The 23,722-nt window shown below is 60.3% G+C and carries 24 protein-coding genes and 1 pseudogene; 18 read left to right on the top strand and 7 right to left on the bottom strand.

Annotated features, from left to right (window positions below; all coding sequences use genetic code 11):
• The first annotated feature begins 15 nt into the window (after positions 1-15).
• The 5 genes and pseudogenes from J2857_RS24015 to J2857_RS23995 form a co-directional block, all read left to right on the top strand.
• On the top strand, positions 16-1,995 hold the full coding sequence (locus J2857_RS24015) for an ABC transporter ATP-binding protein (protein WP_210012622.1): 1,980 nt from the start codon (positions 16-18) through the stop codon (positions 1,993-1,995).
• Positions 1,985-3,235, top strand: a complete 1,251-nt coding sequence (locus J2857_RS24010) for an MFS transporter (RefSeq protein ID WP_210012621.1) — start codon at positions 1,985-1,987, stop codon at positions 3,233-3,235. Before J2857_RS24015 ends, J2857_RS24010 begins: the two co-directional genes overlap by 11 nt.
• A gap of 1 nt (position 3,236) precedes the next feature.
• Positions 3,237-3,998: an isochorismatase family cysteine hydrolase gene (locus tag J2857_RS24005; protein WP_210012620.1), complete on the top strand. Its 762-nt coding sequence runs from the start codon at positions 3,237-3,239 to the stop codon at positions 3,996-3,998.
• A gap of 67 nt (positions 3,999-4,065) precedes the next feature.
• Positions 4,066-4,788 carry an isochorismatase family protein gene (locus tag J2857_RS24000; protein WP_210012619.1) on the top strand — a complete coding sequence of 241 codons (723 nt, stop codon included), beginning with the start codon at positions 4,066-4,068 and terminating at the stop codon, positions 4,786-4,788.
• A gap of 58 nt (positions 4,789-4,846) precedes the next feature.
• Positions 4,847-4,975, top strand: a pseudogene (locus J2857_RS23995) (IS6 family transposase); the annotation flags it as partial.
• Between the two features lie 30 nt (positions 4,976-5,005).
• On the opposite strand, the gene J2857_RS23990 reads toward J2857_RS23995, so the two are convergent.
• The 4 genes from J2857_RS23990 to J2857_RS23975 all read right to left on the bottom strand — a co-directional run bounded on the left by J2857_RS23990 (position 5,006) and on the right by J2857_RS23975 (position 7,650).
• Entirely contained in the window at positions 5,006-5,629 is a 624-nt protein-coding gene (locus J2857_RS23990) for an ATP-dependent Clp protease proteolytic subunit (RefSeq protein ID WP_210012618.1), read from the bottom strand.
• A gap of 44 nt (positions 5,630-5,673) precedes the next feature.
• Entirely contained in the window at positions 5,674-6,045 is a 372-nt protein-coding gene (locus J2857_RS23985; RefSeq protein WP_210012617.1) for an SRPBCC family protein, read from the bottom strand.
• On the bottom strand, positions 6,042-6,356 hold the full coding sequence (locus J2857_RS23980; RefSeq protein ID WP_029792733.1) for an ArsR/SmtB family transcription factor: 315 nt from the start codon (positions 6,354-6,356) through the stop codon (positions 6,042-6,044). Before J2857_RS23980 ends, J2857_RS23985 begins: the two co-directional genes overlap by 4 nt.
• 550 nt (positions 6,357-6,906) lie before the next feature.
• Positions 6,907-7,650: an SDR family NAD(P)-dependent oxidoreductase gene (locus J2857_RS23975; protein ID WP_210012616.1), complete on the bottom strand. Its 744-nt coding sequence runs from the start codon at positions 7,648-7,650 to the stop codon at positions 6,907-6,909.
• Positions 7,651-7,734: 84 nt separating this feature from the next.
• On the opposite strand from J2857_RS23975, the gene J2857_RS23970 reads away from it, so the two are divergent.
• Positions 7,735-8,289, top strand: coding sequence for a TetR/AcrR family transcriptional regulator (locus J2857_RS23970; protein WP_210012615.1), 555 nt, complete (start codon positions 7,735-7,737; stop codon positions 8,287-8,289).
• A 485-nt stretch (positions 8,290-8,774) separates the two neighbouring features.
• Here the strand turns inward: J2857_RS23970 and J2857_RS23965 are convergent, their stop codons facing one another.
• Positions 8,775-9,671 (bottom strand): LysR family transcriptional regulator, encoded by an 897-nt coding sequence (locus tag J2857_RS23965; RefSeq protein ID WP_210012614.1) that lies wholly within the window; start codon positions 9,669-9,671, stop codon positions 8,775-8,777.
• A 139-nt stretch (positions 9,672-9,810) separates the two neighbouring features.
• Between J2857_RS23965 and J2857_RS23960 the strand changes: the two genes are divergently transcribed.
• From J2857_RS23960 to J2857_RS23945, 4 genes are all read left to right on the top strand, one after another.
• Positions 9,811-10,140, top strand: a complete 330-nt coding sequence (locus J2857_RS23960) for a nuclear transport factor 2 family protein (protein WP_210012613.1) — start codon at positions 9,811-9,813, stop codon at positions 10,138-10,140.
• Positions 10,137-10,916, top strand: coding sequence for an SDR family oxidoreductase (locus J2857_RS23955; RefSeq protein WP_210012612.1), 780 nt, complete (start codon positions 10,137-10,139; stop codon positions 10,914-10,916). The genes J2857_RS23960 and J2857_RS23955 overlap by 4 nt, the downstream gene beginning before the upstream one ends.
• Positions 10,917-11,318: 402 nt before the next feature.
• Entirely contained in the window at positions 11,319-12,956 is a 1,638-nt protein-coding gene (locus J2857_RS23950) for a GMC family oxidoreductase (RefSeq protein ID WP_210012611.1), read from the top strand.
• A gap of 465 nt (positions 12,957-13,421) precedes the next feature.
• Positions 13,422-14,501, top strand: a complete 1,080-nt coding sequence (locus tag J2857_RS23945) for a helix-turn-helix domain-containing protein (RefSeq protein WP_210012610.1) — start codon at positions 13,422-13,424, stop codon at positions 14,499-14,501.
• 31 nt (positions 14,502-14,532) lie between these two features.
• On the opposite strand, the gene J2857_RS23940 is transcribed toward J2857_RS23945, so the two are convergent.
• A complete protein-coding gene (locus tag J2857_RS23940) occupies positions 14,533-15,009 on the bottom strand; it encodes an Lrp/AsnC family transcriptional regulator (RefSeq protein ID WP_210012609.1) in 477 nt (158 codons plus the stop codon).
• Between the two features lie 140 nt (positions 15,010-15,149).
• On the opposite strand from J2857_RS23940, the gene J2857_RS23935 reads away from it, so the two are divergent.
• Both J2857_RS23935 and J2857_RS23930 read left to right on the top strand, forming a co-directional pair.
• Positions 15,150-16,169 carry a 1-aminocyclopropane-1-carboxylate deaminase gene (locus J2857_RS23935; protein WP_210012608.1) on the top strand — a complete coding sequence of 340 codons (1,020 nt, stop codon included), beginning with the start codon at positions 15,150-15,152 and terminating at the stop codon, positions 16,167-16,169.
• 54 nt (positions 16,170-16,223) lie between these two features.
• Positions 16,224-18,608 carry a 1-deoxy-D-xylulose-5-phosphate synthase N-terminal domain-containing protein gene (locus tag J2857_RS23930; RefSeq protein ID WP_210012607.1) on the top strand — a complete coding sequence of 795 codons (2,385 nt, stop codon included), beginning with the start codon at positions 16,224-16,226 and terminating at the stop codon, positions 18,606-18,608.
• Between the two features lie 47 nt (positions 18,609-18,655).
• Here J2857_RS23930 and J2857_RS23925 read toward each other — a convergent pair whose 3' ends face one another.
• The gene (locus J2857_RS23925) at positions 18,656-19,126 is read right to left on the bottom strand and encodes a MarR family winged helix-turn-helix transcriptional regulator (protein WP_210012606.1); all 471 of its coding nucleotides are present in this window, start codon (positions 19,124-19,126) and stop codon (positions 18,656-18,658) included.
• Positions 19,127-19,271: 145 nt separating this feature from the next.
• Here J2857_RS23925 and J2857_RS23920 point away from each other — a divergent pair, with 145 nt between their 5' ends.
• The 6 genes from J2857_RS23920 (at position 19,272) to J2857_RS23895 (ending at position 23,671) form a co-directional block, all read left to right on the top strand.
• Entirely contained in the window at positions 19,272-20,048 is a 777-nt protein-coding gene (locus tag J2857_RS23920) for an alpha/beta fold hydrolase (protein ID WP_210012605.1), read from the top strand.
• Positions 20,049-20,513: 465 nt separating this feature from the next.
• Positions 20,514-20,792 (top strand): hypothetical protein, encoded by a 279-nt coding sequence (locus J2857_RS23915; RefSeq protein ID WP_210012604.1) that lies wholly within the window; start codon positions 20,514-20,516, stop codon positions 20,790-20,792.
• Between the two features lie 53 nt (positions 20,793-20,845).
• Positions 20,846-21,058, top strand: a complete 213-nt coding sequence (locus tag J2857_RS23910) for a DUF2267 domain-containing protein (RefSeq protein WP_245363779.1) — start codon at positions 20,846-20,848, stop codon at positions 21,056-21,058.
• The gene (locus J2857_RS23905; RefSeq protein ID WP_210012603.1) at positions 21,033-21,317 is read left to right on the top strand and encodes a DUF982 domain-containing protein; all 285 of its coding nucleotides are present in this window, start codon (positions 21,033-21,035) and stop codon (positions 21,315-21,317) included. The genes J2857_RS23910 and J2857_RS23905 overlap by 26 nt, the downstream gene beginning before the upstream one ends.
• A gap of 290 nt (positions 21,318-21,607) precedes the next feature.
• The gene (locus J2857_RS23900; protein ID WP_210012602.1) at positions 21,608-22,138 is read left to right on the top strand and encodes an Hsp20/alpha crystallin family protein; all 531 of its coding nucleotides are present in this window, start codon (positions 21,608-21,610) and stop codon (positions 22,136-22,138) included.
• Between the two features lie 588 nt (positions 22,139-22,726).
• A complete protein-coding gene (locus J2857_RS23895) occupies positions 22,727-23,671 on the top strand; it encodes a LysR family transcriptional regulator (RefSeq protein WP_245363778.1) in 945 nt (314 codons plus the stop codon).
• Positions 23,672-23,722: the final 51 nt, after the last annotated feature.

Genomic DNA, 23,722 nt, shown 5'->3' with positions numbered 1-23,722 from the left:
TCGGGATCAAAATCGATGAACGAACTCCGCCCCATTCGCAGCGCGCTGCTCGACGTCCGCAACCTGCATACGCATTTTCTGACCGACAAAGGCACCGTCAAGGCGGTGAACGGCGTCTCCTTCCAGATCAACCAGGGCGAACGTGTCGCGATCGTCGGCGAATCCGGCTCCGGCAAGAGCGCCATGGCGATGTCGCTGCTGCGCCTCCTCGCCTATCCGGGCAAGGTCGTCTCCGGCGAAATCAATCTCGAAGGACGCGATCTCAACCGGTTGAGCGAACGTCAGCTCAACGAGGTGCGCGGTCGCCTGGTCGGTACGATCTTTCAAGACCCCATGTCGTCCCTCGACCCGGTGATGAGGATCTCCAACCAGATGATCCCGCCGATCATGCGCCATCTCGGCCTGTCACGGGAAAAGGCCCGGGCCGAAGCAATCAGCTGGCTCGACCGCGTCGGCATTCCCGACGCCGCCCGCCGCATCGAATCCTATCCGTTCGAGATGTCGGGAGGCATGCGGCAGCGCGTGATGATCGCCATGGCCCTGTCGTGCAGGCCGCGGCTGGTCATCGCCGACGAACCCACCACCGCGCTCGACGTGACGATCCAGGCGCAGATCGTCGAGCTCCTGAAGGAGCTGACGGCGGAGACCGGAGCGGCGATGATCTTCATCACCCACGACCTCGGGCTCGTCGCCCGTTTCGCCCACAAGGTGGGCGTGATGTATGCGGGCAAGCTGGTCGAGTTCGGCCCGGTCAAGGACATCTTCGCCCGCCCGCGCCATCCCTATACCCAGAGCCTGCTGGATACGATCCCGCCGGTCGATCAGCTGGAGCGCCGCCGGCTGGCGCAGATTCCGGGCTTCCCGCCGGACATGAAACTGCCCGTGACGGGCTGCGCCTTCAAGGACCGCTGTGCCGGCGCGCATCGCCGCTGTTTCGAGGTCGCTCCTGAGCTGGAACCGCGCGGCCACGGCCATGCTGCAGCGTGCTGGCTGCCGGAGGGCCTCGGCGCCGGCCGGCAGATGGAGCGCGCCCTCATTCCACCGATGGAACCGGCTGCGGATGCAGGCGAGGACCGCGTCGTCGTCGAGATTAACAACCTACACAAGCATTTCACCACTCGCAGCTCCCTGCCTTGGCGCAAACCGCCCACGGTGCGGGCCGTCAACGGCATTTCGCTGCGTATCCGAAAGGGCGAAACGCTCGGCATCGTCGGCGAATCTGGCTGCGGCAAGAGCACCGTCGCGCGACTTCTCCTCGGCCTCGATCCGGCAACATCCGGAGATATCTTTATCGACGGCATGGCTCAGATGGTGTTCCAGGATCCGTCCTCGTCCTTCAATCCGAAGATGACGCTTTTCAACATCATCCAGGAACCGCTGGTCGTGACAGGCTGGGGTACCAAGGCCGAGCGCGAGACTCGCGTGCGCGAACTTCTCGGCCAGGTCGGCCTTGACGAAAGCTACATGCATCGCTACCCGAGCCAGCTTTCCGGCGGCCAGCGACAGCGCATCGCCATCGCCCGTGCCCTCGCCTTGAAACCCTCCGTGGTCGTGGCCGACGAGCCGACGTCAGCACTCGACGTCTCGGTACGGGCGCAGATCATCAACCTTCTCGTTGATCTCAAGCAGAAGCTCCGCGTCAGCTTCGTCTTCATCTCCCACGATCTCCTGACGGTCAGCTATATCTCCGACAAGATCGCCGTCATGTATCTCGGCGAAGTCGTGGAATACGGCCCGGCCGACGAGGTCTTCAACAATCCGGCTCACCCCTATACGCAGGCGTTGATCTCGGCCGTGCCGATCCCCGATCCCGAGGCGGAAGAAGCGCGCATCCAGAAACCGTTGTCGGGCGAGCTACCGAGCCCGCTCAACCTCCCGGTCGGTTGCTCCTTCGCATCCCGTTGTCCCAAGGCGACGGACTATTGCCGCACCCACAAGATGGTCCTGAAACCCTATTCAAAAACCCGCGAGACGGCGTGCCACTATGCAAGCTAATACCTTTCGGCGCTTCGGGATTTTCGGCGGAGGCCTGTTCTTCGCCATCACCGGCATGGCGGCGCCGTTCTTCACGCTCTATGCCGCCGAAATGGGAGCGTCGACACTCGAAATCGGCCTGATCGTCACCTCACGCGCCCTGCTGCCGATCATCATCGCCATGCCCACAGGCCAGTTGATCGACAGCATCGGGCCGATGAAGATGCTGCAGGTCGGCGCGGTCCTGCTGCTGATTTCGCTGCTCAACACCGTCTTCGCGATCAGCGTGCCGATGCTGACGATCTCGCAGCTTTTCATGGGCGCCTGCATCATCATCATGGCCACAGCGCTGCAGGTTCTGGTGTCAACCGGCGACCGGGAGACCCGCAACAAGGCGATCACCACCTATTCCATGTGGATGTCCGGCGGCAGCATGCTCGGGCCGCTGATCGGCGGGCTCCTCGCGTCTTGCTTTACGCTTCCTGCGGAAGGTTATCGATCCACCTTCATCGCCTCGGCCGTAGCCACCACAGTATTCATGCTGCTGCTCGCCTGGCTCAGCCGGCGTTACCCACACCCGGTTCCCGAAGACGGGGAAATCCGCTCCATCCTATCGTTTCGTGGCGTCACGACGAGCTACCGGCAGGGGATTGGCCTCACCGCGCACCGCCCCGTACAGTTCGGCCTCGTCGGCACATTCATCATCATGTACATCCAGGCGCTCTATAGCGGCTTCCTGCCAGTCTATCTGGACCAGTTCGGTTATTCCGCCTTCCAGATCGCCGCGCTCCTTTCCTGGCAGGGACTGGCGGGAATGCTGAGCCGCTTCGTCATCAAGGCGCTGATGCGGCGCTTCTCGCTGGAGCGTATCCTCACCGCTGCCGGCCTTGTCGCCGCCATCTGCGTCGTCCTGACACCGATCGCCGCGCCCAATGCGGTGCTGACCTATCTGCTGATGTTCATCCTCGGTGCCGCAGCGGGCGTGAACCTGCCAGTGAGCATGATGATCATGGTCGATGCCGTCGGTGAGAACCAACACGGCAAGCTTATGGGGCTGCGCCTGCTCGTCAACCGGTTTTCCCAAACGATCAGCCCGGCGCTCTTCGGCGTGCTCGGCAGCTTCGTCGGACTGACCACCGCCTTCCTCGCGGGCGGTGCGGTCCTGGTCGCCACCATGTTCGGTTTCTCGGCTTATGCCAGCCACATGTTGCGCACCAGTGCCGCGAATGCCGCGAGCCATCACCCCCCAAAGGAGGACTGACATGACCGAACGCATCTGGGACAAGTTTCTGACCGAGCGCGACAAAGCGGTGTTCGCCGCAGCCGGCTTCGGTGCGCTGGCCGAATGGGGCAAACGGCCTGCCCTCGTCATCATCGACGTGAACTACGCCTTCTGCGACGAGGAGCCGAAGCCGATCCTCGAAAGCATCAAGAAATGGCGCACCTCCTGCGGCGAAGACGCCTGGGAAGCGATCCCCGTCCTGCAGAAACTAATCGCGGTCTGCCGCGGCAAGGGCATTCCGGTCATCTACACGACCGGCACGCGCCGCGCCGACAACTGGGACTCTGGCTCGTGGAGCTGGAAGTCCAGCCGGCGCAGCGAAACGCCGGTTACCGAAGTGACCAATCGCGACGGAAACGACATCGTCGACGAGATCGCCCCCGGTCCTCAGGACCTCGTGGTCCGCAAGCAGAAGCCTTCCGGCTTTGCGGGCACGCCGCTGCAGTCCTACCTGCAGCTCCTCGGCTGCGACAGCTTGATCGTCACAGGCACCACCACTTCGGGTTGCGTACGGGCGACCGTGCTCGATGCCTTCTCGCAGAACTTCCGGCTGACCGTTGTCGAAGACGGCTGCTTCGACCGCAGCCAGGCAAGCCACGCTATCAACCTCTGCGACATGCATGCCAAATATGCCAATGTCCGCCCCAGCGAGGAGGTGGTCGAATATCTGAACACGCTTGAAGACGGCATGTTCGACCTGCCTTCCGGCCGGGGCATGGCGGCTCGTATCGCTGCCGAATGATCTCCAGTCTCCGCCCGGCCTGATCCGGGCGGAGACTGCCCAGCCGCCAATATCAAAGGAGGAACCTATGACCCCCGACCGTTTTGAAGACCATGCCTGGGCGGATGTCATTCCCGCCGATCTCGTGAAGCTCTATGCCCCCTACCAGCGCGAAACCTTCGTCGGCCCGCGCCCGGCGCTCGTGCTGATCGACCTCTACAATCTCGCCTATCGCGGCGGTCCGGTTGCGCCGGTGAGCCTGGTTGATCAGTATCCGAGCAGCTGCGGCATCTATGCCCACAAGGCAATCGAGCCGACCAAGAAGCTGATCGCCGCTGTGCGTTCCGCCGGCATCCCGATCTTCTACTGCACTTCCGACAACCGCCCGATGGCGGCACCCCAGGGTGTCGGCGCGACGCGGCGCAAGAAGCCTTCCGCTGTGCAGCGCTTCGCCGACGATTACGAGATCTGGGCCGATTTCGCGCCGCAGGAAGGCGACGTCGTCATTCGCAAGCAACGCGCCAGCATCTTCCAGGGCACGCCGCTCATCTCGCACCTCAACCTTCTCGGCGTGCAGAGCCTGATCGTCTGCGGCGAAAGCACCAGCGGCTGCGTTCGCTCCAGCTGCGTCGATGGCTATTCCAACGGCCTGCATGTCAGCCTTGTCGAGGAATGCACCTACGACCGGCATGAACTCGTCCACAAGATGAACCTCTTCGACCTGCATCACAAATATGCGGACGTCATGCATGTCGAAGAAGTCATCGCCCATCTTGATGGTACCGGGGCGAGGAAGGTGGCGGCCGAATAGGCCCCACCGGTGTTGTCGCGTAAACCCGCATCAGCATTTGCAGCATAGGGACGGCAGCATGACAATGTCTGCCGTCAGCTGCAAGCGCCATGGTTTCCCACCGCAGATCATCGCCCATGCGGTCTGGCTCTATTACCGGTTCCCGTTGAGCCTGCGTCTGGTCGAGGAAATGCTGACGGAGCGCGGCACATTGTTTCCGGATTGCGCCAGGCTCGTTTCATGTCGCATCGACGTGGTCGATGGCATCTTCCCGAATCTGCAGAATGCGGTCGATCAGGCCCCATTCCAATGCCTCTTCCGCCGTCATGAAGCGGTCGCGATCCATCGCTTGCTCGAATTCTTCGTAGGTGCGGCCGCAATGCTTCGCGTAGAGCCGTGTCATGCGATGCTTGGTCTTCTGCATTTCCTCGGCATGGATCAGCATGTCCGATGCCTGACCTTGGAAACCGCCCAGCGGCTGGTGAATGTGGATGCTGGCATTGGGAAGCGCAGTGCGTTCGCCTGGCTGGCCGGACATCAACAGGAACGAGCCCATCGAGCGGGCGGTCCCCATGCACAGCGTATGCACCGGGGCGTGAATGTAACGCATCGTATCGTACATCGCGAGACCGCTGGTTACGACGCCACCTGGCGAATTGATGTAGAGATGGATCGGCCTTTTGGGGTTTTCGGCTTCGAGAAACAGCAATTGTGCGCAGACAAGTGCCGAGACGGTGTCGTTTACCTCCCCGCTGAGGAAGATGATCCTCTCACGAAGCAGGCGGGAATAGATGTCGAAAGACCGCTCTCCTCTGCTGGATTGTTCGACGACCATAGGGACGAGTTGCATCACTTCGCGCATCGGCGAACTCCAATCACTCGAGATTTTGGGGAAGGCTTGCCGCGTCAGGCGGCGAGCATGAGGGTCTGGCTGTTGCCGTTGGCGACCGTTTTCGTCAGCCGCTCGAAGGTCGCGCCGGTCAGCTCGTGGACGATCCGCAGGCTGGTTCCGCCCAATCCATTCGGGGCGATCGTGAAGGTGACGGTGCTTTCGAGGTACGGCGGGGTATCATCGTGCAATTTGTAGCGGATTTCCTTGCCCGGCGTTTCGGAGAGCGACTGCGGATCGGCAAGCGCCTCCCTCGGCAGCCACTTCTCCCGGAATTCCGCGATGCTGATAGCCCGCCAGACCTTCTCCGGCGACGCGTCCAGTTCGTATCTCTGCTCGAAACCGCTTTCCTGCACCTTCGCCTGCACTTCGGTTTTCACGTCGTTCATTGATCCATATCCTTCAGCAAGAGCTTGAGAGCGTCGATGCGAGCCGGCCAGTAGGCGCGGTATTTCGCCAGCCATTGCGCGATAAGGGCCAGCCCGTCCGGATCGACTTCATAGTTCACGAAGCGGCCCTCCTTTTGCTCCCGCACCAGCCTTGCCGCTCGCAATACGGCGAGATGCTGAGACATCGCCGGTTGGCTGATATCCATTCCCTGACGCAGGGTGCTGGCATTCATGCTGCCGTTCGCCAGCTTTTCGAATATCGTGCGGCGAGTCGGATCCGCCAGAGCGCGGAAAATATCATGTTCGATCATGGAGACACATAAGCACACACTTATGTGATTCGCAAGCCTGCCTGAACCCGGACCGAAATTTCGTGGTGGTCGGATTGACTCGAGTCCGAGCGCCCTGTTTGCGGCGCTGATCATGGCGCGGGCGGTCGTTTACGTCGCGCCGGTGCGATCGGCGAGCAAAGTCTGCACGCAGCGCTGTCCATGTCGTTTCCAGCCGCAGCGCCGCCGGGCGGAGCGAGCCGCAGGCAAGCGTAGCAGGCGGAGGAAACCCGCGCTCCCATATAGCGCCGTAGGGTTTTCCGGAGCCTCGTGGGAAACGACCGCCGTGGACCACGGCCTGTGTCTCAAAGAATGTTCGCACTGTTCTGGCCATCCGCTCGGTGCGAGCGGAGCGCGCTCTATGCCGACGGCACGGAGCCGGCTCTTCGGCCGTCTCCGCCGATCCCGGTGACGATCACTTGTCCAGCGGCTGCTCACGCATCCGGCACTGAGGCCCATGGCGGGCCGCATGTTTGTTTCCGCCCCATGACAGCGCCGACTAGGCCGATCAAGCGGCCCTTGGTCTGTCCTGTCAGACGGCTGCGACGCCACCATCCACGAAGAGTTCGTGGCCAGCGACGAAGCTGCTATCTTTGGATGCCAAGAAGAGCACCGCCCGCGCCACTTCGTCCGGCTGTCCCAATCGCCCAAGCGGCACCCCCTGAGTCAGGGCGTCTTCCGCTCCCGGTCGCGTGTCAAGATAGCTGCGAATAAGGCGTGTCTCAGTACCGCCAGGTGCCACGACGTTGACGCGAATGCCTCGCTCCTTGAGGTCGGTCGTCCAGCTTCGCGCGAACGAGCGAACTGCTGCCTTGCTGGCGTTGTAAAGCGACTGACCTGGTAGTCCTTTAGAGCCGGCGATCGAGCCATTGAGGACGATCGTACTTCCGTCGGTCATAAGCGGCAGTGCTTTCTGCACGGTGAAGACCATACCCTTAACGTTCAGGCCGAACATGGTGTCGAAGTGAGTTTCGTCGATCGCCTCGAGCGGAACAACCTCGTGAATTCCGGCATTGGCGAAAACAACATCGACCTTGTTGTGGTCACGCTCGATACGTTCGTAGAGCCTAGTCAGGTCGGCGAGGTTGGTGACATCGCCTTGTACCCCGATAGCCCCGTGGCCGATATGTTTCAAAGCTTCATCGAGCAGTTCCTGCCGGCGTCCGGTAATGTAAACTCGGCCGCCTTCCTCTGCGAAGAGTTTTGCCGTTGCCAAGCCGATACCGTCGCTCCCGCCGGTAATCACTACGACCTTGTTTTCAAATCGCCCAGTCATCCGAATGCCTTTATACAAAAATGGAGGGTTGCTCCACTTTTAATAAGGAGGCACTCTCCACTTAGCAAGACTGTGTAGGAAAAAATGAGCGACGAGTCTGGGCTGCGAGCCGATGCACAACGCAACCGCGAACGTATTCTCGTCGCGGCGGAAGAATTGTTTCTCGAAAGGGGAGCGGGAGTTGCGCTGGAGGAAGTCGCGAAGCGCGCGAAGGTTGGAATTGGCACGCTGTATCGCCGTTTCCCGACACGCGAAGAGCTCCTAGCCGCCACCAGCAACGGGAGGTTCCTGTCCGTCGCGGAAGCAAGCCGCGCGCGAGATGCAGATCATGATCCTAACGCCGCCATGCGCGCGTATCTCGAAGAGCTTTCGATGAGCACGAGCACCTATCAAAGTCTTGCCGCTTCTCTGGGGATGGTCATTGAATGTGGTACGCCCGGCTGCAATGCAATTACCGCCGAAGGCAATCGCTTGCTTCGGCGCGCGCAAGAAGCTGGCATGATCCGGCGGGAGGTCACTTTCGCCGATCTTATCTATGTAGTTAGCGCAATTTCTATTGCGCTCGATAAGGACGGCCCAACGAAAACGCGCGTCGCTCATCTCGTTGATCTGTTCCTCAACGGCATCAGCGTGCGCTGACAGATGTAGACCCGCGAGCGGTTGGATTAATCGGCGACCTTGCCTGATTTTTTCAGTCGGTCGCTATCAAGTCATTCAGGACGACGACGCAGACGGCCAGGCTTGAAATTCAGCGAAGTGACTCGCTCCGACCTACTTGCGATAAGGTCGCCTTTGCTTTGCAAAACCATTTCCTTTCCGCCAACCGTCCAACGCCCTCCTGCAGAACCGACGGGACGCTGCCAAATGGAATGCCCGCTAGTGGGGGATGACCGATGAGCCCTTAGCGACTGAAATGGAATCGAAGAACGACCGTGATCGACGCCCAGACGGATATCACCTTCTGGCGCAATCCTGCCGCAGCCACGGCTAAGGCGAGGAGCCGCCGGTTCTGAACCCACCAACTGCAAAGATTACGATATGAAGCGGTATGCGGTTCGTAGCCCTTCAACTGCGGGCTTTGCTGCAACAATGTCCCGAAAGCGTTGATCTGTGCACCTGGGCAATCATCTATTGGCAAAATCGCGGGCAGCCTGAATGAACGCAGTAAAGGCAGCCGGCGGATTCTTCCTGCCAGGGTAATACAGCGCTAGTGGCGCCAAAGAGGGGGTCCAGTCCTCAAGAACCCGCACGAGTCGCCCGGCCTCAATGTCATCGCGCACATCCGCCTCCATGACGTATCCGAGACCAACTCCATCCTGAGCCGCGATCCTGACAAGGCTTGATTCATCGAGGGTGATCGAGCCTTGCACATCGATCTGGACAGCATTCCCGTCCTTCTCAAATTTCCACCGAAACAAGGCGTTGTTGGGAAGACGCGCACGGATGCAGCGGAATCGGTAGAGGTCGGCCGGAACGATTGGTGTGCCATGAGTGCGCAGGAAGTCCGGAGATGCGACGACGGCATTCCTGCGCTCCAGACCGAGTTGAACGGCGATCATGTCATTCGGCACCAGATCGGCCGGCCTCAGGCCCAGGTCGAAGCCGGCCGCAACAATGTCGACGAGCCGCCCCTCCGTGACCAGATCGACATGCACCTGCGGATAGCGCCGCAGAAAGGAGAGGATGATTGGCGCCATCACCTCTCGGGCTGCCGACGCAAATGCATTGATGCGCAATGTGCCGGTTGGAGTCTCTTGGAGCGATTGAGCCGCGAGCATGGCATCGTGGATGTCGGTCATCGCGGGGCCAACGCGCTCGACGAAGGTCCTTCCCGCATCGGTGAGCGAGACGCTCCGCGTTGTTCGGTTGAAGAGGCGAATGCCCAGGCGTTGTTCAAGCTTTGCGATGGCATTGCTCAAGGCTGTGGTGGACATGCCGAGGTCGAGCGCGGCCGCGCGAAACGAGCTTTGGCGGGCGATGGCGAGAACAGCATCCAGGTCGGCGAGAACAGATCGCGTCATTATCCCTCTTTCCGCAATGCCTCATCCTGCTTTGTCCCAGTTATCATGTCAATCATCCAGCCTTAGATTGTCCTGGTCGGCCTCAAGAGGGTCGCGGCCCGCAGCCGGTAAGGGCTGAAAACATGATTGGAGGACTAAAATGACGATCAAACTACCCAAAAGCATCGAAGCCTATTTCGACGCCGACCGGGACGGCAGCCCCGATGCTGTCGCAGCCGCCTTCACCGAAAACGGCAGCGTGAAAGATAAGGGCAAGACCCATAGGGGTCGTGATGCCATTCGCAAGTGGATGGCTGATGAAAGCAGGCAATACAGCTACACGGTGGAACCCTTCTTGATCGCCACTGAGAACGGCAAGACCCAGGTGGCGGCCCATGCCGTCGGCACCTTCCCTGGCAGCCCGATTGATCTGCGGTTCCTCTTCGTCCTCGCGGGCGACAAGGTCGCCGAACTGGAGATCACCGTATGACCCCGTTCCTCACATTGCAGGGGCGGCGTGCCCTGATTACCGGCGGCACTTCGGGCGCCGGCGCCGCAACCGTGGCGCTGTTCCAGGAGCTTGGTGCCCGTGTGCTCACCACCGCTCGCACCAAGCCGGCGGATTTCTCCGGTGCGGCATTCGTCGAAGCCGACCTGACTACCAAGGCGGGGGTTCAAGCTGTCGTCGATGCGGTGCATCGGGATCTTGGCGGACTCGATATCCTTGTGAACGTGCTGGGCGGCTCGTCGGCGCCCTCAGGCGGCTTCGCTGCGCTCAACGACGAGGAGTGGGACAAGGAGTTCAATCTCAACTTCTTCCCGGCGGTCCGGCTGGATCGCGCTCTGATCCCCGGCATGGTCGCTCAGGGACGTGGTGTCGTCATCCATGTCACCTCGATCCAGAGAAATCTCCCGCTACCGGAGGCGACGACCGGCTATGCCTCGGCCAAGGGAGCACTCAACACCTATAGCAAAAGCATCTCCAAGGAGGTTTCTCCGAAGGGGGTGCGGGTGGTGCGGGTTTCTCCCGGCTGGATCGCCAGTCCGGGGTCCAATGGTCTGGCCCTGCGCATAGCCGAGCAAGCCGGTATCAGCTACGATGACGCGTTGCAGGTCATCATGAACTCGCTCGGCGGCATACCGCTCGGACGACCCGCTAAGCCGGAAGAAGTCGCCGACCTGATTGCATTCCTTGCATCGGACCGAGCAGCGTCAATTACCGGGACAGAGCATGTGATCGACGGTGGGACGGTTCCGACCGCTTGAGCACATGACGGGGTGCCAGCCCATCACGACCTTCATTCGTTGATCGGATCGGTGAGGACCTAGCTAGAAAATTGCCCGTGGCCGCTGCGGTTGAGCTATGCCGCCGCGGCCACCGAGACGGCTTCTTGGTGCCATGCCTGCCACATTCGGCAGGGCCGAAAATTGGAGTGGGCTCGCACATCAGCGAGTATCTCGCTCTTCACCTTGTCGCGGCTCATCACATTTTCCGGATGCACAGATCGCGGATGCGAATCCGCTTATCTCGCGGTCGTCCGGCTCCAGGGCTCACTCGCAACTTCGCAGAAATGTGAGCCAAAAAAATGATATAAATGATAAAATCGTTGTAATTGAAACTAATGCAGGCTACTTGGGGCCGCCCACGACGAACCAGGAGAACATGAGATGGAACAGACAATACCAACGAACCGAGCCGCAGCCGGCCTGCGTGGAGGCCCCGATGGCCTGCTGGTGAGCGAACAGAACGACTTCGATTTCATTGTCTGCGGCGCTGGCTCCAGCGGGTCGGTGGTCGCCGCCCGTCTGGCGGAAGACAGGCAGGCTCGTGTTCTGCTGATCGAGGCTGGGGGCGATGACGAAGCGGAAAGCGTCTCGAACCCCGCCCAATGGCCACTCAATCTCGGAACCGAGCGCGATTGGGGTTTTGTCGGGCAGCCGGCCCCGGAACTCGCCGGTCGCCGCCTTCCGCTCAGCATGGGAAAGGGCCTTGGTGGTGGATCGAGCATCAACGTCATGGTCTGGGCCCGCGGGCATAAGGAAGACTGGGAACATTTCGCAGCTGAGTCCGGTGACGAGCGCTGGGGATACAAGTCGGTGCTCGGTTACTATCGTCGTATCGAAGACTGGCAGGGCAAGTCCGATCCGTTTCGCCGGGGCACTGGTGGTCCGGTCCATGTCGCTCAGCCGGATGCACCGCAGCCGATCGCGCAGGCGCTTGTCAGCGCGGCCGGGATGGTCGGGATCCCGGTCTATGACAGCCCGAATGGAGAAATGATGGAGAGCGCCGGCGGTGCATCCATCGCGGAACTGCGCATCAATGGCGGCAAGCGGGAATCGGTCTTCCGCTCCTATGTCACGCAGATAATGTCGCATCCGAACCTGACGGTTCTGACGGGTGCTCTCGTGACTCGGCTTCTGTTCGACGGACGGACAGTCATCGGCGTCGAAGCCCTGGTCGGCGGCAAGCGTCGGCAGTTCCGCGCTCGCCATGAGACGATCCTGTCGCTGGGGGCGGTGCACACGCCCAAGGTTTTGATGCAGTCAGGCATCGGTCCCGAGGACGAACTGCGAGCCCATGGCATCTCCGTCGTTCAGCACCTCCCCGGTGTCGGTCGTAACCATCAGGATCACCTCGCTTTCGGTTGCACCTGGGCTTACCGCGAGCCGCAAGGCGTCGGTGGCAGTGGTTGCGAGGCGACGCTTTACTGGAAGAGCGATGCCAGCCTCAGCCACCCTGATATCCTGCAATGCCAGCTCGAATTCCCGGTGCCGGCACCTGCGGAGGCGAAGATCGCAACGCCGGAACATGGTTGGACGATGTTTGCCGGTCTCGCACAGCCGAAAAGTCGCGGGCGGCTGCGCCTGTGCGGCCCTGAGGCGAACGACCCAATCTACATAGAGCCCAATTCATTGAGCGAGCCGGAAGACATGGTCGCGGCCCTGGCTGGAGTCGAACTGTGCCGGGAAGTCGGAAACAGCGAAGCTTTCACCCCTTTGGTGAGCGGGGAAGCAGCGCCGGGTGCGCGCGATCGTGCCGGGATGATCGACTTTATTCGCAAGTCCGCGGTCACCTATTGGCATCAGTCATGCACGGCCAAGATGGGTCGTGACAACATGTCGGTGGTCGACAATGAGCTGAAAGTCTACGGTATCGAAGGTCTCCGTATCGCGGATTCCTCGATCATGCCGCGGATCACGACCGGAAACACGATGGCGCCTTGCGTCGTTATCGGCGAACGGGCTGCGGATCTGATCCGAGAGCAGCACGGCCTGACACAAACGCACCGCGTCGCAATCCGCTAGCCGCCCGGGCCAGGCAATCCACCATTGAGAACTGTTCACCTGTGGCGGAGAAGGCTCCGCCACATCGCTCCAACCTGCGACCGACCCGGAACGAACCTACACCGACCAGATCATCAACTTGGACTACGTCGACAGCGTCGCCTACGCCAGTCTGTGGCAGGATACTTGCTTCCGTATCCTAAACGTATCGCATTCGCCGTTTTGGGAAGCGCCGGAACTCATCAATTGCCTGCTCGCCGACTTCCTAGCCGATGTGACGCGCGCCCGGTCATGAGCCAGCGGCGATGCTATCCAGGCTTTATGCGAAGGCTGCGAGCCGGATGCTCTCCGTCTCCGGCCAAAGGAGCCGATTTGACACGGTCTATCCGACGGTCAACTCTGTTTGACAAGCACCGTAAGCAATTGCCATTTCTTGCAAATTTATCATTTTTTACTATATCATCGTCTACAGAAGTGGACGACACCGTGAAAGATGTTTTGACGACAGCCAAAGCCGCTGAATTGCTGGGAGTGTCAACCCGGACCGCGCAGCTGTGGGTCGAAAATGGCCAGTTGCCCTCCTGGAAAACCCCCGGCGGACACCGGAGAATTCCACGCCAGGCGGTGCTGGACCTGATTGAGAATCCAGTTCACGAAGAGCCAGTCGTCCGGGCTCACGCGATAATCTTTGCCGGTGAGGGTCGGGCGGATCAGTGGCGTCAGGTCGGTCTTCCGGCATTGGGGCTGCTGGTCGATGTGTCTGAAGACATGGAAACGATCCGGGCTTGGCTTGCAACCATCCCGCCAATGCTCGTCATCGTCGAAAGCGCTGATCAAGACGACCGCAAGAAGTTGCTGTCCTCGCTGGAAAGAGACGTTCGATTTAGCAAGACGATTGTTATCAATTCGGCCACCCGAAATGCAGCCGAACCTGTCAAGGTCGGCGCGAATGGTGTTCGGACGAAGATGCAGTCAGATGTCCCGGCGAGTGCTACAGCAATCGTCGAATTTTTACTTGAAGATGGGCGTGGTGCGACTCAGCCCACGTCTTTTCGCACGCCGTGGAATGAAGATGCGCGGCTGAGAGCGGTCACGCAGTCGGCTCTGGTTGGCTCGGAGCCGGAGCTTGGCTTCGATCGGCTGGTTCGGTTGGCCGCGCACGCGACCAACGCGCCGATTGCGATGTTCACGCTGATCACGGAAACCGAGCAGTGGTTCAAATCCCGCGTGGGTTTTGACGGCGTTTCGACGCCGCGGGATTGGGCATTCTGCAACGAGACACTTATCGCCAACGAGTTCACCGTGCTCGAGGATCTCTCGAAACGTGGAAGTCTTGCTGAGAACCCCACGCTGTCTGAGCCCTATGGGTTTCGCTTCTACGCCGGTGCTCCCGTTCGCGATCCGCTCGGCTTCATCCTCGGCTCCATATGCGTCATTGATGTGGTGCCGCGAACGCTGAGCGGTGCCGAACGCGAAGCGATGACGACAATTGCTGATGCGGCATCAAACATGATCCGCACCCGGGTGCTGGAGCACGAACTGCAAGATCTGCAAGGGAGCAGATAGTAACACCGCGGAGGCGGAGCCTTCCCAAGCACTAGAACGGTAGCCTCGCGTTTTCCTTCACCTCCTTCATCACGAAGAAGGTCCGTGTCTGGCGCACGCCCGGCAGGGCGATCAGCTTCTGGCCGTGCAGCTTGTTGAAGTCGGCCATATCGCGCACGCGGATCTTCAGGAGGTAGTCGAAGTCGCCGGCGACCAAGTTGCAGTCGAGCACTTCCTTCAGTTCCAGGACGGCGCCTTCGAAGGCACCGAAACTCTCCGGCGTCGAGCGGTCGAGCACCACGCCGACCATCACCAGCGCGCCGAGGCCAACGGCAGCGGGCGCCACCTCCGCCCGTACGCCAGTGATGTAGCCCTCCTCGAACAGCCTCTGGGTCCGTCTGTGACAGGTCGCAGCGCTAACATTCACACGCTCGGCAAGGTCCGCGTTGCTGAGCCGGCCCTCGGATTGCAGGGCACGCAGGATCTTCAAGTCAATCCGATCAAAATCCTCGACGGAAGAATCTTTCATTTATGTAATAGTTTCCAAAAGAAATCGAACTTTATGCCAAAACAATAGCCTGTATTGGGAAATTCATCAACGAATTTAGAGAACACCTTTCATATCATTTCCGCTAGCCTTCGACCAGAAAAACACGGAGGCCCTGATCGATGTCACTGCTCGAAAAGTTCGAACGCTATCCCCTTACGTTCGGCCCAACGCCGATCGAGCATTTGCCGCGGCTGACAGAAGCGCTGGGCGGCAGGGTCCAGATCTACGCCAAGCGAGACGACTGCAATTCCGGTCTGGCCATGGGCGGCAACAAGCTTCGCAAGCTCGAGTATATTGTGCCCGACGCGATCGCGTCCGGCGCCGACACGCTGGTGTCGATTGGCGGCGTTCAATCGAACCATACCCGCATGGTGGCCGCGACGGCGGCGAAGATCGGCATGAAATGCGTCGTCATCCAGGAGAAATGGGTGCCTCATTACGATGCGGTCTATGACCGCGTCGGCAATATCCTGATGACCCGGCTGATGGGCGCCGACAGCCGGCTGGTCGATGACGGTTTCGACATCGGAATCCGCCAGAGTTGGGAAGACGCGATCCAGTCGGTGAAGGATGCCGGCGGCAAGCCTTATCCGATCCCAGCGGGCGCATCTGTGCACAAGTTCGGCGCGCTCGGCTATGTCGGCTTTGCCGAGGAGGTCGCGGCCCAAGAGAAGGAACTTGGCTTCGCTTTCGACTATATCGTGGTCTGCGTCGTCACCGGATCGACCCAAGGCGGGATGATCGTCGGCTTTGCTGCGCAGGACCGGGCTGACCGCGTGATCGGCATCGACGCGTCGGGCACGCTCGACCAGACCCGGGCGCAGGTGCGTGGCATCGTGGACGCCACCGCAGACCTCGTCGGCCTCGGCCGAGCGGTCCGGGAGGACGAGATCGTCATCAACCCCGATTATGCCTATCCCGCCTATGGCGTCCCCTCGGAGGAGACCAACGAGGCGATCCGGCTTGCCGCACGTACCGAGGCGATGATCACCGACCCCGTCTACGAGGGCAAATCCATGCAGGGCATGATCGATCTCGCACGCAAGGGCTTCTTTCCCGAGGGTTCGCGGGTTCTCTACGCCCATCTCGGCGGCGCGCCGGCGCTCAATGGCTACAGCTATTACTATAAGGACGGCTGATTTCCGCAGGCCGAACCGACGTCAACTTTCGCCCTTCTCTCGCGGAACATGGCCATGATCGACACGCGGCATCTCAAGACAATCGAACAGCGCCTGCTGTGGCTCTCCCACTGGATGATCCACCATGCCAACCACATTCGACCGAAGGTCGACGGCATCAAGACCGGGGGACATCAAGCGAGCTCCGCCTCCATGGTCTCGATCATGACGGCGCTTTATTTCTCGGCACTGCGACCGGAGGATCGTGTCGCCGTAAAGCCGCATGCCTCGCCGGTATTCCATGCGATTCAGTATCTGATGGGCCGACAGACGCGGGAGACGATGGAGAATTTTCGCGGGTTTGGTGGAGTGCAGAGCTATCCGAGCCGGACCAAGGATGTCGATGACGTCGATTTCTCCACAGGGTCGGTCGGCCTCGGCGTGGCCATCACCGCGCTCGCCTCGATCGTGCAGGATTTTGTCCGCGCCAAAGCCTGGGGGCAGGGCAGGGTCGGTCGCATGGTCGCGTTGGTCGGCGATGCGGAACTCGACGAAGGCAATGTTTACGAAGTGCTGCAGGAGGGCTGGAAGAACGACCTGAGGAACTGCTGGTGGATCATCGACTACAACAGGCAATCGCTCGACGGCATCGTTCGTGAAGGCCTGTTCGAACGCGTCGAGAAGATTTTCGAGGCCTTCGGCTGGGACGTCGTGCGGGCCAAATATGGCGTGCTGCAACGAGCCGCATTCGAAGAGCCGGGCGGGGCCAAGCTCCGCGAATGGATCGATCGCTGCTCCAACCAGGAGTATTCCGCGCTTACCTTCATGGGCGGCGCGGTCTGGCGTAGGCGGTTGATGGACGATCTCGGCGACCAGGGTGATGTCTCGGCACTCATCGAACGCCGCAGCGACGCCGAACTTGCCGCGCTGATGGAAAACCTTGGCGGCAATTGCGTGGTGACGATGGCCGAGGTCTTCGCTGCCATCGACCACGACCGGCCGACCTGTTTCCTCGCCTATACGATCAAGGGCTGGAGCACGCCGATCGCCGGCCACAAGGACAATCACGGCGGGCTGATGACCACGACCCAGTTCGCCGAGTGGCAGGTGCATATGGGCATCGCGCGGGGAGAGGAATGGGAGCCCTTGGCCGGCGTGGCGGACCCTGCCGCGCTCAAAGCGTTCCTCCCGTCCGTGCCATTTTTCGCGGAGGGCGCGCGCCGCTATTCCGACAACCGGCTGGAGGTGCCGCGGATCGCGTTCGACGCCAATAGGGAGATTTCGACCCAACACGCCTTCGGCAAAATTCTCGACGATCTTGCCAAGGGCAAGTCCAGTCTTGCCGAACGGATCATGACCACGTCGCCCGACGTCACCGGGACGACCAGCCTTGGCGCGTGGGTCAATCGTCGCAAGCTCTTTGCCCGCAAGCCGATGGCCGATGCTTTCATCGAGCACCGCATCGCCTCGACGGCGAAATGGGAATTCACCCCGGAGGGGCAGCACGTCGAGCTCGGCATTGCCGAGATGAACCTCTTTCTGCTGCTGGGTGCTGCGGGGCTAAGCCATTCGCTGTTCGGCAAGCGCCTGATCCCCATTGGCACGGTCTACGACCCTTTCGTCTGCCGCGGCCTCGATGCCCTGAACTATGCCTGCTATCAGGACGCCCGTTTCATGATCGTCGGCACGCCCTCGGGCGTGACTTTGGCACCCGAGGGCGGGGCGCACCAATCGATCGGCACGCCGCTGATCGGGATGAGCCAGGACGGGCTCGCCGCATTCGAACCCGCCTTCGCCGATGAACTCGCGGTTATCATGGAATGGGCCTTCGACTACATGCAACGCAACGGGGACGGCGATTCAGACGAACGTACATGGCTGCGCGATGAGACCGGCGGCTCGGTCTATCTGCGGCTGACGACCAAGCCGCTGGAACAGCCATTGAAACGCGTCGATGGCGATTTCCGGCAGGGTGCGATCGACGGTGCCTACTGGCTCAGGAAGCCAGGGCCAAACTGCTCCGTGGTCATCGCCTATCAGGGTGCGTTGGCCGATGAGGCGATTGCGGCGGCCGGCATGCTCGGAGAATACCGCCGGGATATCGGAGTCCTTGCCGTCACTTCGGCCGACAGGCTCAATGCCGGCTGGACGGCTGCGCAGCGAGAGCGCGCTCGTGGCAATACGAAAGCACGAAGCCATGTCGAGCGGCTGTTCGATCCGCTGCCCGGTCACTGCGCCATGGTCACCGTCATCGATGGCCATCCGGCGACACTCTCCTGGCTCGGCGCGGTGGCGGGCCACCGTACGATCCCGCATGGCGTCGAGCATTTCGGGCAAACCGGTACGATCGGCGATCTCTATAAGCATTTTCGGATCGACCGGAATGCCATCGCCTATTCTGTCATCGCTCTGACGGCTGGAAAGCGAACTCCGTCGCACGAGGCCTTGCTGTTCCCATGATCAATCCGCCGCATGATCGAACCCGAGCCCAAGCCCTGGACATCGCCTCACGAAGGCGCAGACCAGCTGCCCAGCTTTGCGTAGATATCATCACGCAATTGTCTGACCTCGTGGTTGAGCGCACCAAGTTGATCTGGCGTGTGCCCGGAGCTGTCCAGAAGTGCATCGCCCAGGCAACCGGCCCGCGACCGGAGCGCGCGGCCCTCATCGGTCAGCCCTATGACCACCTGACGCTCATTCTCAGGATTGCGCGTCCGACGAAGGAGCCCTGCGCTTTCCAGGCGCTTGAGCAACGGCGTCAAGGTGCTCGATTCAAGGGCGAGTTTTTCACCGATATGCCCGACTGTCTGCTCGTCCTCCTGCCAGAGCACGTTCAGCACGAGGTATTGCGGATAGGTCAGGCCGAGTTGGTCAAGCCAGGGCTTGTAAAGCCGCTGGATCGCCATACCCGCCGAATAGATAGCGTAGCAGATCTGGTTGTCGAGCGGTACGGGGTCGTTTGATTTCTGTCCGGTCATGAGGGTCTCCTTCCGCTCGATTTATAGCTAACGTTTTCGCGAAAAGATATATTGCGATAACAATTATGATTGACAGTCCTCCAGGAGGCCGCTACACAACGATTATTGCGATAACAATTATTGCAATAATAAAAGGAGAGAGACAATGAACACCAGCATCATCGCCGCCACCGCAGCAATCGGCATCGCCACCGGTACCCACTCCGCTGAAAAGATCCCTGACAACCAGGTCGTCAAGAATGTCGTTCTCGTCCACGGCGCGTTTGCCGACGGATCCGGCTGGCGCGGCGTCTACGACAATCTCACGCAGCGTGGATACAAGGTCACGATCGTGCAGAACCCTCTAACCTCGCTCGCCGACGATGTTGCCGCCACCAAGCGAGCGATCGAACGCCAGGACGGCCCGACCATTCTTGTCGGTCACTCCTGGGGCGGCGTCATGATCACCGAGGCCGGCGTTGACCCCAAGGTCACAGGCTTGGTCTATGTCTCCGCACTTTCGCCCGATGCTGGCGAAACAACCGCGCAGCAATATGAAGGCTACACGACGCCGCCGGAGTTCGTGATCGAACCGACGGCTGATGGTTTCGGCATCCTGAAAGCTGGCACATTCAAGGCGGGCTTTGCCGCCGATACGACCGACGAAGATGCCGCCTTCCTGGAAAACTCCCAGGTGCCGATCAATCTGTCGTCGTTCGGCATCAAGCTCGAGAATGCTGCATGGCGCACCAAGCGGAGCTGGGCCGTCATCGCTCGTCAGGACAAGGCCTTCGACCAGCGGATGCTCCAGGACATGGCCAAGCGTATCGGCGCGAAAGTGACCGAGGTCGACGCCAGCCATGCGCTGTTCTTCACACAGCCGGGCGTTATCGCTGACGTCATCGACGAGGCTGCAAGGAACACGAAGCAAGCCGCCCAGTGAAACCTGATGCGAAAACCTGGCAGGCGGCGAAGAGCCGTCTGCGAGTGTCCGCCAGCCCATGCCCCCTGTATCCGATACCTCAAGCATAATGGCGAGGGGCTCCGTCGGACCAGCCAGCAATGTTTGACGTCACGCGCATTTTCGGTGTCCAAGAACCGCAGCAGCTGCGCCTCAACTCGGCCTCGGACGTGGACATTATTTCCGCATGACGCCTCTGCATCATCAGGGCGCGATCCTAAGGGCGCTCTTGGCCCGAAGTGCGTTCACGTGGTCATGGGTTCCGTTCCCATCAACTGCCGCACTTGCGGAATCGCGCGGTTCCGCTTGATGCTCGAGCACTCTGCCCAACCAGGCTACTTTTGGCCCTATCCGTCAGCGTTCGAAATAGTGCCCGGATTGATCTCGATCACTGATGACGCCGCTGATGCGCGTAATCTGACCTTTCAACCCAAAAGGGAGGTTACCATGCCGCTGAAGCTGAAGTCAGGATTTTTGACATCCTCCGGAAACGAGGGGCGTCTGTTGATGGATACAGGGATCTGCGACCAAGTCGTGGTGGTTACCCACAATGCGCTTGAGGCCGTCGCCGATCCCCCGCGCGCCGACGAATTCAGACTGCAGGAACATATCGAAGTCTTCTGCCGGATCGCCAGCGACAAGTTCGACGGAAAACAGTTCGATCCGACCGGCCATATTCGCGTGACCTCCGAGGACGTCCGCAACTGGCGCAGTCGTGTCCATTAATATCGGCGTTCTCTTCTCGGCAGCGCCGCACGGTCAAGAACCGGAGGTTCAAAATGAGCGATACCCAGGTTACGGCTCTCGATCACACCATTCAGCAGACAAACCTCTGGCTGAAAAAACTCGTGAAAGAGCATCATTTCGCGGATCGGCATCAGGCCTATGATGCGCTTCGCGCCATGCTCCAGGCCCTGCGCGACCAGCTCACCATCGAACAGGCACTTCACCTGAAGGAGCACGGAAATGGTCCCGGCAACAGATATCGCTAAGGAGTGGATCGAACCAGTCTATGTGCGGATCGATATGCGGTCGCCTCAAATCATCCGCGATCCGAAAGAGGCACTGGCCTTCCTGGCGAACGACTGGGTGGGATCGCGAAAGAAACACGAATTCGCAAGGGAGATTTGTGCGGCCGCCGTGCTGGGCCAGATATCCAACGCCACCGCGCGGCTGGCTTTCGTGGACGCCGCCGAAGATGCAAGGATCATGACCTGCGCACCGCTTCCCGGCGTCAAGGGTGAGCAATAAGTTTCCCGCAGCACACCGCGTCAATCGCCTACCGAGCTGTCTTTTCCCGGAATGCCTTGTCGTTGCAGGGAATTGTCGTGCCCGTGTTTCGGCCGTACCCTTCTTGCGGGCGGCTTCTGATCGGTATGTCAGCCTTTAGGGAAGCTTACGCCGCGGCCCTTGATGCACGTCAATGCCACGACGCAACATCGGACTTCAAATGAAAACGCTCGATATGAGCGATCAATGGACTGCACCAAGTCCCTTGCAACGCCTTGATGCAGTATCCTCATCAGAAACAGGAGAAAATCATGGCTGAAGTCACAACCAAACTGCCCGTCAAGAACGAAGAAAAGCCGGTACAGCCAACGGAGAGCCCATGGTCTCCCTTCGAAGCACTTCGTGCCGAGATCGATCGCCTGTTCGACGGCTTCACCTCCTCTTCATGGCGGTCGTCGCTCGACCGGTCCTTGTTCGGCCGGGTGGCCCCATCGCTGAACGGATGGCCGCTGGCGCCGGCAGTGGATGTCGTCGAAAAGGACGCGGCCTTCGAAGTGACAGCGGAAATTCCCGGCATCGATGCGAAGAACCTCGAAGTCAAGCTTTCTAACGGCGCCCTGACGATCCGCGGAGAAAAGCAGGAAGAAAAGGAAGACAAGCAGAAGGAATACCACGTGTCTGAGCGGCGCTACGGCTCCTTCCAGCGCAGCTTCCAGCTGCCCGAAGGCGTCGACGCCGACAAAGTGGAAGCCACCTTCGAGAAGGGCATCCTGAAGGTGAAGCTCCCGAAGAGCGCTGAGGCAAAGAAGAACGAACGCAGAGTCGAAATCAAGGCCGCATGATACGATCGCATTCTGAACCAACGGTGCGCACCATCGTTGATGCGCACCTTCCATGTCTGCCGGGACCGCTGATAATGTAGCCGCAGAAGGAAGATAAGGCTGCAGCGACAGACATTTCCACTTGGGCCCAGCAAAGGCCCGGAACCTGAGCCGTCGTGGTCCGAAGATCAGGCCGCCAGATGTTTCTGGATCTCGCCCAGCGAAAGGTTGACGAGATCCTTGTCATATTCCGCGAACGATTCGGTTCTTGACCGCCTCGGGCATGATAGTTCCTCCAAGCGGCTTGGTTGATTGCTGACCCAAGCGTATCGGGCCGGCTTCTGCCCGCGATGATCTTTGTCAATCCCGCGAGCGGAGAACTGGCTCGGAAAAACTGCACAGCCGATATAATTGGAATTTCTGCCTGACTTTGGCTTAAAAGCCGGAAACAGGAGAGAACATGTCGAGGCGACAGCGCCGGAACCACAGCCCGGCTTTCATCCAAGTCTGATCCCGCGCGTGACGGTTCGCCGAAAGCGTCTTTCAGGCACCAAATGGATGGAGTCATACGAACGTCGGTCTTAAGAGGCCGGTGCGGATTTGTGCTTGATGAACACAGAGGCCACCACGACCATGAGCCAACGAATTTCTGATTTCGATGCGGGCCTGCTAATGACCCTCGACGCCATGCTGAAGGACAAAAACGTCACACATGCCGCAGCGCGACTGAACATCACGCAATCGGCCTTGTCGGCACGTCTGACCAGATTGCGCCAGCTTTTAAACGATCCGCTCTTCATACCGGCGGCATCGGGGCGTGGAATGATCGCGACACCGCATGCGGCGGCACTGGAGCCTGAACTGGCACGCCTGCTCGAACGATTCAACGACTTCATCAATACCGCCCATCTCTTCGATCCTGCGACGAGCAAACGGATTTTCCGCATCGCTGCAACCGACAATCCTGCCGCGATCCTGGCTCCCGATCTTGTCCCTCTGTTTCAGGACCGAGCGCCGCTCGCAAAAATCGCCTTCACGCTGCCGGACAAGGCGAGGATAGCCGAGCATCTGGAGAACGGAGAGGTCGATCTGTTCGTCGGAGCCGCGGAAGACGCCGCAGCCGACTTGATCGGTCAGACCTTGTTCCAGGAAGAGTTCGTCACGGCACAGCGACGCGGCCATCCGCGCGGATCGACGGCAATGACGCTGGATGAGTTCTGCGATGCGGACCACCTTCTGATCTCGACCAGCGGCGGCCACTTCTCCGGCATGATCGACGATGCGCTTGCTGAAGCCGGGCGTGAGCGTCGCGTGTCGGTGTCGATCCAGAGCTACGCCCTGGCGCCCCTGGTGCTGTCCAGTACGGATTGCATCTGCACCCTGCCCCGGCGGTTCCTGCAAAGGTTCGAGGACACGCTCGACCTTTTCGCGCCGCCGCTTCCTCTGTCCATCTTCAGCATGAACGTTTTCTGGCATCCGAGGATGCGAACGGATCCAGCGCATATTTGGCTTCGGAAGCTGGTCATGGAAATCGCCAAAGCGACAATCTGGTAACGACAGGGCCGACGCGGACTGGCATCGGCCCTGATGACCGCCTGTCGGAAC

The organism is Neorhizobium galegae, assembly GCF_017877055.1.
GTDB classification, from domain to species: Bacteria; Pseudomonadota; Alphaproteobacteria; order Rhizobiales; family Rhizobiaceae; genus Neorhizobium; species Neorhizobium galegae_D.
Note: the sequence above shows the minus strand (reverse complement) of the source record. Positions and strands in the feature narration are given on the sequence as shown.